At 69.4% G+C, this 14,950-nt stretch carries 19 protein-coding genes; 2 read left to right on the top strand and 17 right to left on the bottom strand.

What is annotated here, in order from left to right; translation table 11 throughout:
* Positions 1 to 13: 13 nt before the first annotated feature.
* The 5 genes from tilS to tolB all read right to left on the bottom strand — a co-directional run bounded on the left by tilS (position 14) and on the right by tolB (position 5,513).
* Positions 14 to 1,330, bottom strand: coding sequence for a tRNA lysidine(34) synthetase TilS (tilS, locus tag BSP_RS04935; protein ID WP_152949502.1), 1,317 nt, complete (start codon positions 1,328 to 1,330; stop codon positions 14 to 16).
* Positions 1,321 to 2,163, bottom strand: a complete 843-nt coding sequence (locus tag BSP_RS04930) for a tol-pal system protein (protein WP_152949501.1) — start codon at positions 2,161 to 2,163, stop codon at positions 1,321 to 1,323. Before BSP_RS04930 ends, tilS begins: the two co-directional genes overlap by 10 nt.
* A 42-nt stretch (positions 2,164 to 2,205) precedes the next feature.
* The gene (locus tag BSP_RS04925) at positions 2,206 to 3,315 is read right to left on the bottom strand and encodes a DUF3667 domain-containing protein (protein WP_152949500.1); all 1,110 of its coding nucleotides are present in this window, start codon (positions 3,313 to 3,315) and stop codon (positions 2,206 to 2,208) included.
* A gap of 113 nt (positions 3,316 to 3,428) precedes the next feature.
* Positions 3,429 to 3,986: a peptidoglycan-associated lipoprotein Pal gene (gene pal, locus BSP_RS04920; RefSeq protein ID WP_152949499.1), complete on the bottom strand. Its 558-nt coding sequence runs from the start codon at positions 3,984 to 3,986 to the stop codon at positions 3,429 to 3,431.
* Positions 3,987 to 4,139: 153 nt separating this feature from the next.
* A complete protein-coding gene (gene tolB / locus BSP_RS04915; protein ID WP_152949498.1) occupies positions 4,140 to 5,513 on the bottom strand; it encodes a Tol-Pal system beta propeller repeat protein TolB in 1,374 nt (457 codons plus the stop codon).
* Positions 5,514 to 5,657: 144 nt separating this feature from the next.
* On the opposite strand from tolB, the gene BSP_RS16175 reads away from it, so the two are divergent.
* Positions 5,658 to 5,885: a hypothetical protein gene (locus BSP_RS16175; protein WP_054764717.1), complete on the top strand. Its 228-nt coding sequence runs from the start codon at positions 5,658 to 5,660 to the stop codon at positions 5,883 to 5,885.
* Complete coding sequence (locus BSP_RS04910; protein WP_054764716.1) at positions 5,882 to 6,319, top strand: TA system VapC family ribonuclease toxin; 438 nt, start codon at positions 5,882 to 5,884, stop codon at positions 6,317 to 6,319. Before BSP_RS16175 ends, BSP_RS04910 begins: the two co-directional genes overlap by 4 nt.
* 3 nt (positions 6,320 to 6,322) lie before the next feature.
* Here BSP_RS04910 and BSP_RS04905 read toward each other — a convergent pair whose 3' ends face one another.
* The 12 genes from BSP_RS04905 to ruvB form a co-directional block, all read right to left on the bottom strand.
* Complete coding sequence (locus tag BSP_RS04905; RefSeq protein ID WP_152949497.1) at positions 6,323 to 7,153, bottom strand: hypothetical protein; 831 nt, start codon at positions 7,151 to 7,153, stop codon at positions 6,323 to 6,325.
* Entirely contained in the window at positions 7,154 to 7,609 is a 456-nt protein-coding gene (gene tolR / locus BSP_RS04900; protein ID WP_152949496.1) for a protein TolR, read from the bottom strand.
* Between the two features lie 3 nt (positions 7,610 to 7,612).
* Entirely contained in the window at positions 7,613 to 8,368 is a 756-nt protein-coding gene (gene tolQ, locus BSP_RS04895; protein WP_152949495.1) for a protein TolQ, read from the bottom strand.
* 126 nt (positions 8,369 to 8,494) lie between these two features.
* Entirely contained in the window at positions 8,495 to 9,208 is a 714-nt protein-coding gene (locus tag BSP_RS04890; protein WP_152949494.1) for a CPBP family intramembrane glutamic endopeptidase, read from the bottom strand.
* 58 nt (positions 9,209 to 9,266) lie between these two features.
* Positions 9,267 to 10,364, bottom strand: a complete 1,098-nt coding sequence (locus BSP_RS04885) for an AraC family transcriptional regulator (RefSeq protein ID WP_152949493.1) — start codon at positions 10,362 to 10,364, stop codon at positions 9,267 to 9,269.
* 35 nt (positions 10,365 to 10,399) lie between these two features.
* Positions 10,400 to 10,831, bottom strand: a complete 432-nt coding sequence (locus tag BSP_RS04880) for a hypothetical protein (protein WP_152949492.1) — start codon at positions 10,829 to 10,831, stop codon at positions 10,400 to 10,402.
* A 156-nt stretch (positions 10,832 to 10,987) separates the two neighbouring features.
* Complete coding sequence (gene ybgC / locus BSP_RS04875) at positions 10,988 to 11,449, bottom strand: tol-pal system-associated acyl-CoA thioesterase (protein WP_152949491.1); 462 nt, start codon at positions 11,447 to 11,449, stop codon at positions 10,988 to 10,990.
* Positions 11,446 to 11,835: a hypothetical protein gene (locus BSP_RS16305; RefSeq protein ID WP_227976043.1), complete on the bottom strand. Its 390-nt coding sequence runs from the start codon at positions 11,833 to 11,835 to the stop codon at positions 11,446 to 11,448. The genes ybgC and BSP_RS16305 overlap by 4 nt, the downstream gene beginning before the upstream one ends.
* Positions 11,836 to 11,838: 3 nt before the next feature.
* Positions 11,839 to 13,314, bottom strand: a complete 1,476-nt coding sequence (locus BSP_RS04865) for an alpha/beta hydrolase (protein ID WP_152949490.1) — start codon at positions 13,312 to 13,314, stop codon at positions 11,839 to 11,841.
* 66 nt (positions 13,315 to 13,380) lie between these two features.
* Entirely contained in the window at positions 13,381 to 13,632 is a 252-nt protein-coding gene (locus tag BSP_RS04860; protein ID WP_152949489.1) for a BrnA antitoxin family protein, read from the bottom strand.
* Positions 13,610 to 13,885, bottom strand: a complete 276-nt coding sequence (locus BSP_RS04855) for a BrnT family toxin (protein ID WP_152949488.1) — start codon at positions 13,883 to 13,885, stop codon at positions 13,610 to 13,612. The genes BSP_RS04860 and BSP_RS04855 overlap by 23 nt, the downstream gene beginning before the upstream one ends.
* Complete coding sequence (gene ruvB / locus BSP_RS04850; RefSeq protein WP_152949487.1) at positions 13,882 to 14,913, bottom strand: Holliday junction branch migration DNA helicase RuvB; 1,032 nt, start codon at positions 14,911 to 14,913, stop codon at positions 13,882 to 13,884. Before ruvB ends, BSP_RS04855 begins: the two co-directional genes overlap by 4 nt.
* Positions 14,914 to 14,950 lie beyond the last annotated feature (37 nt).

The raw sequence follows: 14,950 nt of genomic DNA, 5'->3' as shown, positions 1-14,950 counted from the left end.
GACGGCTGGATTGTCAGTCTCGGAAAATAGGCGCTTCCGCCGCGTTACGCCATGGCGGCGCGATCAGATCGTCCTCATGCGTCGTTTCGCCCAGCGCCAGTCTGAGCCGTTCGGGCGCCAGATCGCGCCACCGCACGGCCGGGCTTGCAAGAACCGGGGCGCCTTCATCGTCCCGGATCAGCACGGGCTCGGCGCCCCGCGCCGCCGACGGCAGCCGCCCCAGGGCCGCGCGGTCCGACGGGGCCAACTGGGCCAGACGGCCTCGCGCCGCGCCGACGCGCCAGCCCGCTTCGTCGGCTTCAAACACGAACCGGCCGTCCCAGACCGTCTCCACCCCAGGGATCAGGTCCAGATCGGGCCGCGCCGCCCGGGCCAGCTCTCCGGCTTCCCGCATCATCAGGACCGCCTGCCCCTCGGCCTCGATCCGCGCCCCGCACAGGACGACGGCGAAATCCTCGCCCGCGCGCAATCGCCTGATCAGCCGCGCCAGCCGCTCGCCCCGCGGCGGGGTCGATCCGCCCCCGATACAGACCAGGGCCGTGGCCAGGACGCGAGGCTCGATGTCGCGCGAGGTCTGGATCAAGCCCTCCGAAGAAAAACGCACAGGCTGGACGGCGCCGGACTTTCTGGGAGCTGTGGCCGGGGGGGCTTCGGCAGGGAGGTCCGCTGCGGCCCGATCGGCCAAGGCTTGCCGCGCCCGGCTGCGGCCGAAACGCGGGTCGGCGTTGGCGGGGTCTTCGATCCAGTCGGCGCCCTGATCTCTCAGCCAGGCCCGAAGGGTCTCGCGCCGTTCGCCCAGCAGGGGCCGCAGCAGCATCAGCCCCCGCCCCTCGGGCCAGGCCGGCGAGGGCGCCCATTCGCGCACCCGCCCCAGGGTCGAACCCTCGGCCCGCATCAGATCGGCCTCGGCTGCGTCGTCGGCGGTGTGGGCCATCAGCACGACCCGCGCCCCGGCGGCCCGCGCGGCCTCGGCGATCAGCCGGTGCCGGGCGCCCCGCGCCGCCGCCGTCAGGCCCGCAACAGGCTTGTCCCCGGTCCAGACCAGACCCCGCCAGGCGCAGCCCGCAGCCTGGGCCGCCTCGCCCGCGAACCGGGTCCAGGCGGGGCTGTCGGGGTTCAGTCCGTGATCCACCGTCAGGGCCAGAACCGGCCGGCCCCGCTTCTGGGCCCAGGCCGCCGTCATCCGCATCAGGGCGATGGAATCCCCGCCCCCGGACAGGGCCAGGGCGACGGGTCGGTCGTCATCGACCGTCAGCCGATCGTCCAGCCGCGCGAACAGCCGGGACTGGAGCCCCCCAGTCCGGCCGCCCGGCGCGACCGTCAGCTGCACCCGCCGGCGGTCTTCATCTGGGCGGCGCGGGCCTTCTGCGGGTCAGAGGCCGAGGGGGCGTAGCGGCGTGTGAACTCCGCCAGGGCCGCGCAGCCTTGCGTCTTGCGGTCGGTGGCGAACAGGGCGTCGGCCAGTTTCAGCGTCGTATCGGCCGCCCAGCCGATGCGCGGCCAGTCCTTCAGGGCCGCCGCGTAGAAGGCCACGGCCCCCGCCTTGTCATTGGCCGAGACGCGGATGTCGCCCAGGCGGGAGTTGGCCTCGCGCGCCTGGGGGGTGTCGGGCCAGGTCACGACCACCGTCTCCAGCGCCCGCGCGCCGCGCGCCCGGTCCTCGCCCATCAGCCGCACGGCCGCCGCCAGGTCCTGCCCGGCGTCGCCGGTCGGGGAATTGGCCTCGATCGGGGCGTTCAGCTCGGCCGCCCGCTCCAGCTTCTCGATCCGGCCCTCGGCGTCCAGGATGCGGGTTCTCAGCGCCGCATTGTCGCGCTGGGCCTCGTCCAGCTGGAAGGTCAGCCGTTCGTTGTCGCCGTTGATCCGGCGCACCGTGGCCTCCAGGTCCTCCAGCCTCTGGCTCAACAGGCCGAACTGGCCCTGGAGGGTGACCACCTCGGGGTCGGGCTCGACCAGCACCGGCTGACCGGCGGCGTTCCTCTGGGTCAGGGCGCGTTCCAGCCGACGCACATTGCGGTCCAGCTGGTCCAGCCGGCGTTTGTCCCATTCGATGGGCTGCATGATGTTGGGCGCGGCCTGCTGGGCGACGGCGACGCCGCCCCCGGCCAGAACCAGGCCGACGGCCGTCAGGGCCAGGAGACGGGGGAAGGACAGCTTGATCATGGCTTCTAGCTTTCACCGATTTGGGGCCGCCGCAAGGCGGACCTAATGACCCAGACCCAGATAGACGATGGCCGTGACGAACAGGCCGATGACGATGTTGCAGAAGAACAGCAGGGCCGCCGTCCGCCACAGGGCCGAAAAGATCGACAGACCATAGGCGCCCTTCAACTGGGCGAACATATGCGCCGGTATGACCGCCAGCCCGATCAGGCCGACGAAGCCGCCCAGGACGCCGTTGATCGTCCCGGCCAGGACCATGACCATCAGCAGCAGGGCCATGAAGGTCAGGGAATACAGGATGAAGACGCCGTGGTCGTACAGGGTGAAGCCCCGTTTCCACAGGAACAGCAGGGCCACGAACGGCAGGGAGAAGGGCACCAGCAGGAAGGCGAACTTATAGAGGGTCTGCTGCAGCTTATAGAGGGCCAGGTCCGGGTTCTGGAGCTTCTTCAGCAGCACGGCGCCCAGGCCGTGGCCCTTGACCTTGCCGTCGGCGGCCAAGTCCTTGACCTGGGCCTGCCAGGTGCCGGGGGCCAGGCCGTCGGACCGGCCGTCGCGCAGCTCGGTCTCCAGCCGGTTCAGCGACTGGCGGCGGTTCTCCACCACCCCCTCGGCGGTCTTCAGGGTCTGGGCGGCGATCGGACTGTCGTTCACTTCGGGGTCGGCGCGCAGTTCGGCGACGGTCTTTTCCGCCTCGACCAGACCCAGCCGCTGTTCGGCGACCTCGGCCTGGAGACGGGCGGTGCGTTCCGCCTCACCCTCATGCGCCCCCGGCTGGGGCATGAAGCTGAGGGCGAAGAACATGATGAAGAGGGTGCACAGAAAGATCGCCAGGGGCGAGACATAGCGGGTGCGTTTGCCCTGAACCCATTCGCGCGTGAGACGGCCGGGGTTCAAGGCCAACAGCGGCAGGGTGCGCCAGACCCGGGCGTCGAAATGCATGACTCCGTGCAGCAGCTCCTCGCCCAGATGCAGCAAGGTGCGGTGGACATGGGTCGGCTGGCCGCAGTGGGCGCAGAAGTTTCCGCTGGTCTCGGCCCCGCAGTCCGAACAGACGCCGTGGCCGGCCTCGCCCGCCTGGCCCGCCGGTTTCTCGATCGCCCCCGCGATCAGCCCGCCGGTGATGGCCCCGCCGGCTCCTTCGATATCCACGCCCTTGATCCCCCGTCGTCTTGCGAAGGCCACCTTGCGGAGGGCGGGCGGAAAAGAAAAGAGGCGCCGGCCTTCGCCGACGCCTCTCCGGTCTCGATTTCGGCTCTCGCCCCTTAGCGCGCGGCGCCCGAGACGATGGCGGTGTGGGCGTTGCGGTTGCGGGCCCAGGCCTCTTCGTTCGAGCCTTCGGCGATCGGGCGCTCCTTGCCGAAGCTGATGGTGTCGATCCGGCCGGCGGGCACGCCGCGATTGATCAGATAGGTGCGGACGGCCTCGGCGCGGCGGGCGCCCAGGGCCAGGTTGTATTCGCGGGTGCCGCGTTCGTCGGCGTTGCCCTCGATCCGCACCGTGACCGACGGATAGCGTTGCAGCCACTGGGCCTGGGCGTCCAGGCGCGGCATGGCCTCGGGCCGGACCTCATAGGAATCCAGGTCGAAATAGATCCGGTCGCCGACATTGACGACGAAGTCCTGTTCCGTGCCGGGGGCGGCGGCGCCCATATTGCCGCCGGACACCGGGCCGGTCGGGGCGGTCGGATAGGCCGGGCCGGTCGGGGCGGTGGTCGCGGGTTCGGTCGGCACGACGCCCTCGACCGGCTTGCGGGCGCAGGCGGCCATGGCGGCGACGGCGCAGCCGACCATGGCCACGGTCATGATGCGGGATTTTTTCATCGGGTCGTCTCCTGAAGGATTATGAGGACGGCGGCCTCAAGCTTGGCCTTAAGTTCTGCCCTTGGCGGATTTTGGGCGCCAGGGGCGATAACGCAGTGTTGAGCCGAATGGCTCCGTCTGACGGCGAACAGCGTCACGCGACGGCGCCCGACCTCAGGCTGGGCAGCTGTCGGGGCCCTGGCCGAAGCCCAGGTTCGACGGCGGCGCGTCCAGCAGCGGCGACCAGGCCGGGTCGGTGCCGCGGCCGTTGTAGCCCGCCTGGGCCACCACCCGGCCCGACAGGTCCACCGTCCACAACCGGGTGTCCCCGCCCCGCGTCTGGCGGGCGAACATCACATAGCGGCCGTTGGGCGCCCAGTTGGGGCCTTCTTCGAAATAGCTGGACGACAGGATGCGCTCGCCCGAGCCGTCAGAATTCATCACCCCGGTGGAGAACCGGCCGCCCGACTGTTTGGTGAAGGCGATCAGGTCGCCGGTGGGGCTCCAGGACGGCGCCGTATAGACGCCGCCGCCGCGCGAGATCGGCCGCTGGCCCGAGCCGTCGGCCCGCATGACATAGAGGCGCGCCGTCCCCGACCGGTCCGAGTTGAACACGATCTGGCTGCCGTCCGGGCTGAAGGAGGGCGAGGTGTCGATGCCGGGGTCCGACGTCAGCCGCGACAGCTGGCGGCTGCGCAGGTCCATCACATAGATGTCGGTATTGCCGCCCCGGATGATCGAAAAGGCGATCTTGTTGCCGTCGTTGGAGAAGCGCGGCGCCAGCACCTGGCCGTCGAACTGACCCAGGCTTTCGCGCCGGCCCGTGGTCAGATTGTACAGATAGATCCGGCTGTAATCCTTGCCCAGCGCCACATAGGTGATCTCGTCCGGCTGGGAGGCCGAAAAGCGCGGCGACATGATCACCTCGTCGCCCTGGGTCAGATAGACGGGGTTGAACCCGTCCTGGTCGGCGATGGTCAGGCGGTTGATCCGGTTCAGCTGCGTCCCCTCTTCGGAGACGAAGATGACGCGGGAATCGAAGAAGCCGGCCTCGCCGGTCATCCGCTGATAGATGACGTCGGAAATCTTGTGCGCGATCCGGCGCCACTGCTCGGCCGTGGCGGTGAACTGATAGCTGACCAGCTGGCACTGACGGTACGGATCATAGAGGCGGAAGCCCACGTCCACCCGATTGTCGGCCCGCGGCGTCACCGCCCCGTACAGCACCGCCTGGGCGCCGATCTGGGTCCACTGGGGGAAGTTGGGCGCATTGGCCAGGGTCAGGCCGGTCTCGATGAAGCCGGCCGGGTTCAGCGGTTCGAAGAAGCCCGACCGTTTCAGATTGCCGCTGATCACGCTGGAGATGTCGGCCCCATGATCGCCGCTGAAGGGCACTATGGCGATCTGGAGCGGGCGCAGCACCCCCTGGTCGATCTCGACCTCGACCGGCTGGCTCTGCTGGGGCGCGGCTGCGACGTTCTGGGCCTGGGCGGAAGAGACGGTCGTCGCCACGGCGGCGACCGAGGCCAGAAGGAGGTTCAGACGCATCAAATGCTCCCGTAAATCTCGAAAGATCGCCGACCTTATCGCCGGTTCGTATGACAATCGCCAGCTTCTCACGGCGAATGGGGCGACTTTGAGGAGGCGCGCCTCACATTGATGCGTGATGCGTGATGCATTATCTTCGGCGGCATGCGCACCACCCTCGCCATAGACGACGACGTGCTGAATGCGGCTCGCGCCCTTGCCGCCCACCAGGACCGCACGGTGGGTGAGGTGATGTCTGAACTCGCTCGTCAGGCGCTGCAAAAGCGTGAGAGCACAGTGCGCTTCCGCAACGGGGTTCCTCTTCTGCCAGATCGGCCTGGGCCCATGGTCACGCTGGAAGACGTCAACGCCCTGCGTGACGAGCTGCCTTGACCTATCTGTTGGACGTGAACGTGCTGATCGCTCTCGTCGATCCCCGCCACGTCTTTCACCATCCTGCCAATACCTGGTTCCAACGCGAAGCCGCTCCGTCCTGGGCCACCTGTCCGATAACCGAGAACGGTTTGGTCCGCATCGTCGGCAGCAGCCGCTATCGCAATCCGGTCGGCCCGCCTTCCGATGTCGTTCGGATTCTCGCTCTGCTGCGAGACATGGCTGGTCACGTCTTTTGGCCGGATGCCGTCAGCCTGGCCGACGAACGCCTGTTCGAGCCCTCGGCCCTGACCAAGCCGGAACAGATCACCGACGCCTATCTCCTGGCTCTGGCGGTCTCGAACGGGGGCCGGCTTGCGACCTTCGATCGCCGACTGTCCCCAGACGCCGTCAAAGGCGGACGATCGGCCCTTCACCTGATCACGGACACCTGAGCCTCACCGGTTCCGGCAGGCCCGTTCGGTGTTGAAGGTCGGGCGATAGGCGCCGCCGGGAAAGCCCTGGGGCACGTCGAAGGGGGCGGTCTGGCGCAGGGCCCGCAGCGCCCCGTCCGCCGCCGCCCGATAGACCGAGGACGACTGCGGATTGACCAGGGTCGGGCCGCGCGTGATCCGCCCGTCGGCCGACAGGGTCAGTTCGACCTGAATGCGCAGCTGGTCCGCGCCGGGGATGTCGCAGGGCAGAATCCAGTTTGGATAGACCTGGTTGAAGATGGCCGTGACCTGCGGCCCCGTGGCCTGGGAGGCGGTTCCCGACCCTTGCTGGCCGGTCGCCGGGCGGCCGCGATTGTTGGTCGGGCGCGTCGGTCCCGCCAGGGCGTCCAGGTCCAGGCTCGGCTCGTCGCGTTTCGGCGCCGGGCGGGTCGGGGTCGGCGGGGTCGGACGCGGCGGCGTGGGCCGGGCCTTTTCCGGCGTCGGGGGCGCAGGCCGCGGCGGGGTCGGCCGGGGCGTCGGGGTCGGCGTGGGCTTGGGCGCGGGCCTCAACGCGGGCGCAGGCGTCGGCGGCGGCGGGGTCGGTTCAGGGACCGGCGGCGTCGGCTCTTCCGGGGCGCTGACCGGGGCGGTCGCGGCGTCGTCGGGCGAGGACTCGGGCTGCGGATTGTCGGCGGCGGCCGCCGCAATCACCGTCTCGGACACGATCGACACCGGCACCGAATTCACCAGCGGCGGCGCCTCCTCGGCCTTCTGCGAAAACGACACGAAGGCGAGCGCGACCACCCCCGCGTGCAGGGCGATGGAGCCGAGGATCGCGGGGCTCGGACGGCGCAATCAGGCCTCCGGGGCCGTGTCGGTGATCAGGTTCAGCTTGGTGAAGCCCGAGGCGCTCAGCCGCGCCATCACCCGCGCCACCGCCTGATAGGGCGCCCGGCCGTCGGCCCGCACGAAGACCGGCCGCTCGGACGCCTTGTCCGACCCGCCCGCCTCGGTCAGCAGCCGCACCGCCAGATCGTCGAACGCCGTCTCGTTCTCGCCGATGAAGATCGCCCCCTGCTGGTCGATGCTGACCGACAGGGGTTCGTTATTGGTCTCGACCGCGCTGGCCTCGGTCTTGGGCAGCTCGACCGGCACGCCCACCGTCAGAAGCGGCGCCGAGATCATGAAGATGATCAGCAGCACCAGCATCACGTCCACCAGGGGCGTGACGTTGATCTCGGTCAGGGGGCCTTTGCGCCCCCGCCGCCCGCGACGCGACCCGCCGCCGCTCGAACCGCCTCCCAAGGCCATGGCTCAGACGCCCCGCTTCAGGTTCAGGCCCGAGGCGGGCTCGACCGGAGGGGGCGGCGGGGCGGACGGAGCCCCCAGACGCCGCGCCACCGCCGCCTGAAGATCGTCGGCGAAGGCTTCCAGCCGGCCGGTGAACTTGCCCGCGTCGATTGAGAACTTGTTGTAGGCGATATAGGCCGGAATGGCCGCGCCCAGGCCGATGGCCGTGGCGAACAGGGCCTCGGCGATGGCCGGCACCACCGTGGTCAGATTGGTGTTGCCCGCCGCCGCGATGCGGCCGAAGGCGTTCATAATGCCCCAGACCGTGCCGAACAGGCCGATGAAGGGCGAGGCCGTCGCCACGACCGACAGCACGCCCAGGCCGTTTTCGATCCTCTGGCCCTCGCGCTGGATCAGGCTGTTCATGGCCCGGTCGATCCGCGTCATCAGCAGGTCGCCCTGGTGTTCGTTCAACGCCCCCTTCTGACGCGCCTCGCGCCAGTCGGACAAGGCGATCACCAGCATGCGCGGCAGGGCGTGTTCCGGCTGCGGTCCCGCCTGGGCCGCCACATCCTCCAGCGACCGGCCCGACTGCACCGCCTTGTCGAAGTCGTCGGCCTGGCGGTTCAGGGCGGTGAAGCGGAAGGCTTTGTCGATGATGATGGTCCAGGACCAGATCGAGGCCGCCGCCAGCCCCACCATCACCGACTTCACCACCCAGTCGGCGGTCATGAACAGCTCGACGGGGTTCATCATCGAGGCGTCGACGGGCGTAGTCATTCAGGCGCTCCGGGCGAGATCAGGATCGGTCACGTCCCCTCTTCGACCGAGCGGGCGTGACCATTGTGTGGCGTCTCGCCCGTTTAGCCGCCCCGCGCGCCGCCGTCACCAGAAAGGCGCGCCCCGTCAGAGGAACAGGGACACGGCGTTTCCGAAATTGTGCAGCAGGACAGGCGCCAGCAGGCTTCCGGTGCGCAGACGCAGCCAGACGGCGATGAAGGCGGGCAGGGCGGTCATCGCCATCGTCAGCGGATCGAAGGAAAAGCTCCCCTTCGAAAAGCCGAAGGCGTGCGCCAGGCCGAACAACAGGCACGACAGAACCGCCCCCCAGCTCCAATCCACGCCCAGGACGCGCTTGGTCCCGGTGAAGGCCTGGCAAAGCGCCAGCAACAGCACGCCGCGATAGAAGGGCTCCTCCTCCAGGCCCGGCATCGTCAGCTGGAAGGCGATCTCTTCGCCCGTGGCCCTCTCCCCCGAAAAGGCCAGGGCCAGGACCAGGAAGAAGGCGCAATAGAGCAGGCCGACCGGCACGGCCGCTTTCAGACTGCCCGGCGCCTGGACCAGGGTCAGGCCGCTGCGGCGCCGGCCGAAGCCGGGGCAGGCCGCGATCGCCAGGGTAGCGGCCAGGGCCAATATCTTGCCCTGCCAGTTCCACGACCCGCCGATCACATCGGGCAAGAGGCCGTAGAGATTGGTGAGCAGGGCGTCGTTCACCGCCACCAGCCCGGCCGCGATCAGCAGCCACCGAAACGAAAAGCCGCGCCGGTCCATCAAGCCGATCGCGGTCCCCAGCCCCAGCAGAAGCGCCAGAACCCCCGCCAAACCGATCAATCCGTTCACTTTAGTCCCCTTGTGTCAGACCCGCCCGCACTAGGGCCCCAGGGACGGCGCCGTCTCCTCAGAACCCGGCTTTCGGCTCCTCAGAACCTGCCTTTGTCGAGAAGGCGGCGCGGGCGGTCGCCCTGTAGCGGCTCGGAGCGCAGCCCTCGACCGCGCGGAAGACCCGGTTGAAACTGGCCAGGGAGGCGAAGCCGCTGTCCAGGGCGACGGCGATCAGCTTGTCTTCGGCGTGCGACGGCGCGCTCAGCCGCCGCCGCGCCTCGGCCACCCGATAATGGTTCAGGAAGCTGCGGAAATGGTCATGGCCCAGTTCGTGGTTGATCAGGGTCCGCACGGCCCGCTCCGACGCCCCCATGCGGGCCACAAAGGCGGCGAAGGTCAGTGCGGGATCCAGAAAGACCCGTTCGCCCTCCATCAGATCGGTCAGACGGCGATGAAGGGCCGCATCCCTCACCCCCGGGTCGGGCGCTTCGGCCGGCGCCCGCTCGGCGTTCGTCACGCCGAAGGTCAGGGCCTCGGGCCGCACGGTCAGCAGCCGCCCGGCCAGCCAAAGGCCGAAGATCAGGATCATAAGATTTTGGCTCAGGGCGAAGGCCAGCGGCCGCCAGTCGAAGCCGAACAGCAGGTCGGCCGACAGATCGACGAACAACATCCCGCCCAGCCCGACTGCGGTCAGGACGCGGGCGTCGTGCCGCTGCTGGATCAGGTCGTCCTCCCGTTCGGCCAGAAGCCGCCAGACCAGATGGCCGACGATGGCGAACCCCAGCGGCAACAGCAGCCGCGACCATTCCCACTGTCCCAGGGCCGCACCGAACAGGCCCCGATCCAGGGCGGCGATCAGCCCCCAGATCAAGCCGACCACAAGGACCGGCCCCCGCACCCGGAACCGCCGGTCGAAACATGACAGACAGAACCACCACAGGAAGATGACCGTAAAGCCGCTCAGCACCCGAGCTGCGGCGCCGACCGGTCCGTCGGGTTTGAGCGTCAGGGGCGTATTGCCCAGGACGAAGCCCGTCAGACACAGGGCCAGGGGCGCCAACAGCAGGGCGGGCAGCCCGATCCGCCGCCATTGCCGCAGCAGCAGGGCGGCGGGCAAAAGCAGGGTCGACGCCGCCGCGGCCCGGACGGCGACGTCCAACTGGTCGATGATCACGGCCTCGCCTAGGGCCGATCGCTCGCCTCAGACCCTCACTCGGCGCTCGGCCGCCGGTTCGGATCGACAGCGACCGACACGGGGGCGCCGACGCTGATGATGACGCCCTCATGGCCTTCCTTGGCGATGGAATAGGTGGCGGCGTCCTTCAGCAGCTGTTCCTCGCACTGGCGGTCGCCCGGACGGCCCAGGGCCTCGCAGCCGCGCTTGGCCGCATCGGTCCAGCCCAGGACCCGGCGCGTCGCCGCCTCGGCCCGTTTGATCGCCGCCTCGTCTTCTGCGGCGGCCTGGGCGATCAGGGCCTGACGCGCCCCCTGCTGATATTGCAGCTCGGCCTGGCCCGCCATCTTGCGCTCCCAGACCTTGTAATAGGGACAGCCGACCAGACCGCCGCCGACCAGCAGCGCCGCCAGCAGCAGCACGGTGAGCGTAGCCCCCGTCGTAATCTTGTAGGTTTCCCCGGCCATCCTGCACCCGATCTCTATCCGCTCATCCCGGCGGAAAGCCGGGACCCCGATCTTTGGGCGCAAATCGCCTGAAATCAAAGCCCGGCCGTCATCCCATACGCTGTCGATGCGAAAGCCCTGGGTCCCGCCTTTCGCCGGGATGAGCGGAGGGATGGGTCAGCTTCCTTTCGCCAGCCACGGCGTCACCTTCTCGATCAGCCCCTTCGACGGCCGCCGCGGCCGGCCGTCCAGATGGATGCAGACCGCCGTCACATCAGCCCGGCACAGCACCTCGCCCCCGCGCTCCACCGTCTGGCGGATGATCAGCCGCACCCCCTTCACCTGCTCATAGACGGTCCGCACCACCAGGGCGTCGTCGATCCGTGCGGGCTTCAGATAACGGATGTTCAGCTCGGCCACGACGAAGGCCATCGGCTGGTCCTGCTCCAGCAGGTCGGCGTGCCCCACCCCGATGGCCCGCAGAAAGTCGGACCGGCCCCGCTCGAAATAGCGGACATAGTTGGCGTGATAGACCAGGCCGGTGAAATCGGTGTCCTCATAATAGACCCGCACCGGCAGCAGGTGGTCGCGCCCGTCGAAACGGCCCGCCGTCGGAAGATCGCTTGGAAGATCGGTCATGTCCCCAGCCTAACGCTGGGCGGCGGCGTCAGGAAGCCGGGGCAATAGCGTTCGCGCATCTCGCGGAACTCGGTCGGCAGGGGATCGTCGCTGAACAGGATGCGGTTGGGCACGGAGATGAAGCCCACCGCCGCCCCGCCCCTGGACCGGCCCACATAGCCGCAGACGGCCCGCTTCTCGCCCGCCTCGGCGTAGCGCAGCTCGGCGCCGGGGCCCAGCTGTTCGCCGATCTGGCGCACGACCCGATGCGACGGCGTCTCGGGCGGGGCGATCCGCGCCCGGTGGCTCATCGTCCACAGTCCCGCCCCGGCCGCCGCCAGCGCCGCCGCAACGAACAGGGCGGCGACCGCGCGGGGAGCGGATGGAAAGACCCAGGCCCGTCTCATGCCTCAGCCCGCCGTCGCGGCCTCGATGAAGTTCAGCGGCGTGTCCGCAGGCGGCAGGCAGCTGCGATCCACCGGCGCCGACGGATCGCGCAGGAAGTCGCGCGCCATCTTGCGGGTGCAGGGGCTGGCGTTGATGACGCCGTGGGTCGCATTGGTCACGATCACCACCTGGCTGTTGGAGTAGCCCTTGGCGGCGGCCTCGGTCAGGGGCGGCGGGCAGCCCGGATCGATCTCGGCGGCGACGAACAGGGTCGGGACGTCGGTCTGGACCGGCAGGTTCTCGATCGGCAGCGCGGGCCGTTCCCTTACCGCCGCGCAGACGTCGAACAGCCGCGACAGCGAGGGGACCAGCACCTCAGCGACGGGATCGCCCGCCGCGCCCGCCGCCAGCCGCGCCTTGGATTCGAACGGCAGTTCTTCCTTGCACAGATGGGCCATGTGCTGGCCCTCGAAATAATAGGTCCGGTCCTCGGCGATCTCGGCGACGGGGCTCAGGTCTCCGGCGATGATCTTCTCCAGATCGGCCGGCAGGCTGCGCACGCCCCGCGCGCTGTAGGTGGTGTCCATCAGAAAGGCCGACAGGTCGTCGACGGTAAACGTGCGCCCGTCCTTGCCCGTCACGGGGCCGGCCAGCCATTTGCGCGCCTCGGCCTCGAACCGCGTTTGCAGGCCCGGATGACGCGCCGCGCAGTCCGCCTGGGCCTGGCATTTGCCCAGGATGATCTTGACCGCCGTCGATACCTGTTCCGGGGTTCCAACCGCCCAGTTGCCCTCGGGCGGCCAGGGGCTGTCCATCACGGCGGCGCGGACGATCTGGGGCTGGTGGGTGATGACCGCCGCCTCGATGCGCGGGCCGTAGGAGCCGCCCCACAGGTCGATCTTCGACAGGCCCAGGGCCTGGACCATATCCTTCACATCGGCGGCGGTGGCGGCGGCGTTGTACTGGTTCAGGTCGATCCCTTGGGCCTGATAGCCCTTCAGACAGGCGATCAGCCCGTCGCGATCCGCATCCGACGGCGGCCCCGCATCGGTCAGCTGCACCCCTGGACAGTCCATCGACGGGGCGCCGGCGCCGCCGCCGCGCTGATCGAACAGGATCACGTCCTGATCCACCGCAAAGGCTTCCGGATTGCGACGCAGGGCCGTCAGCATCCGCCCGGCCCCGCCGACCATGGCCCCGCCCGGCCCGCCGTGGAACATGACCACCGTCGGCAGGGCCTGACCCGAGGCGTCCTTATAGGGGGCGGCGGCCTTGATGATGACCAGGGCCAGGTCGATGCGCCGGTCGCTGACCGTCCCGTCGCGCGCCTCGTCCACAGTCAGGGTTCCGCACCGCACCTGGCGCACCTCGGTCGGCCATTCGGCCGGACAGGCCTTTTCGGTGAAGACGGGCTCGGCCGCCTGGGCGGGCGGGGCGGCGGGCGACAGGATCGTCAGGCCGCAGACGGCGGCGACGACGGCCGAGAAACGCAGGATCATGGGGCGGGGCTCCGGTTCGCCCGCAGCAAACGCCGGACCGCTCCGCTTGGCAACCGTCTTCGCCGGTCAGGCCGCGTGCTTTTTGCGCGCCGCCTCCGTCAGGGTCTCGACCATCCGCTCCTTCCAGTCCTCGCCCTCCTCGGCGAAGGCCCGGATGGTTTCGGCAGGCAGTTTCAGGCCGACTTCGCTGAGGGCGGTCAGGCGCGCATAGGCGTTCGGCGACAAAACCTCATGCGCCGGTCGCATACGGGCGATGTCGGCGTCCGTCAGTTCAGGATTGTCTTCATCGACAGGGTCAACGGATGCGGAGCGCGTCATACTTCCTGACCTCTCGGGGATTGGCCCGCCTTAAACTGATCATCCAGGTCACGTCTTCCCTTTCGGTATAGACGGCGACGTGAACCCGACCCTCGATCGGGAGATAAGCATACCACCGAAACTCGCCATAGTCGCGACGGTCGTCCAAGGCGATGAAGGCGGCGGCCCAATCGCCTCGGCTGGCGTCGGCCAAAGACAGGCCATGCTTGTCGCGATTGATCGCATCCTTGCCCGGATCGAAGGCGATCGTCATTCAAACAGGTCGCCCGGCACGGGTCCGACGGCGGGTTGCGCCGGCGGGGTCAGCCCCAGATGCGCATAGGCCTTGGCGCAGGCCATGCGGCCGCGCGGGGTGCGCATGATGAAGCCCTGTTGCAGCAGATAGGGTTCGATCACGTCCTCGACCGCGTCGCGCGCCTCGGCGATGGCCGCCGCCAGAGTGTCCATCCCCACCGGGCCGCCGCCGTAGTTTTCGATCAGGGCCTTCAGGAACCGCCGGTCCAGACTGTCCAGCCCGGCCTCGTCCACCTCCAGCCGCGCCAGGGCCCGCGCCGCCACCAGTTTCGAGATCGTCTCCGCCCCTTCCGCCGAGGCGAAGTCGCGCACCCGGCGCAGCAGCCGCCCGGCGATCCGGGGCGTGCCCCGCGCGCGAGAGGCGATCTCGCGCGCCCCGCCCTCGTCGATCCCGGCGCCCATCTTGCGCGCCGTGCCGCGCACCACCGCCGTCAGTTCGTCGGGGGTATAGAACTCAAGCCTCAGGGGGATGCCGAACCGGTCCCTCAGCGGCGTGGCCAGGAGGCCCGCCCGGGTCGTGGCCCCCACCAGGGTGAAGGGCGCCAGGTCGATCCGCACCGACCGCGCCGACGGCCCCTCGCCGATGATCAGGTCCAGCACATGGTCCTCCATGGCCGGATACAGGATCTCCTCGACCTGAGGGCTTAAGCGGTGGATTTCGTCGATGAACAGGACGTCGCGCGGCTCCAGATTGGTCAGGATCGCCGCCAGGTCGCCCGCCTTGGCCAGGATCGGTCCGGACGTGGCCCGAAAGCCCACCCCCAGCTCGCGCGCCACGATCTGCGCCAAAGTCGTCTTGCCCAGACCGGGCGGGCCGAACAGCAGCACATGATCCAGGGCCTCGGCCCGGCCGCGCGCGGCGTCGATGAAGACCTTCAGATTGCCCTTGGCCTGAGACTGACCGACGAACTCCGCCAAGGTCTGGGGCCGCAGGGCGCGGTCGAAGGCTTCGCCCGTTTCGGCCTCGGGGGAGATGATGCGGGTCATGGTCGACCTGGGTGGCGAGTGGCTGCCGAGTGGCGAG

This window comes from Brevundimonas sp. Bb-A (assembly GCF_009394735.1).
Classification (GTDB): domain Bacteria; phylum Pseudomonadota; class Alphaproteobacteria; order Caulobacterales; family Caulobacteraceae; genus Brevundimonas; species Brevundimonas aurantiaca.
This window is presented reverse-complemented; position numbering and strand designations above follow the sequence as displayed.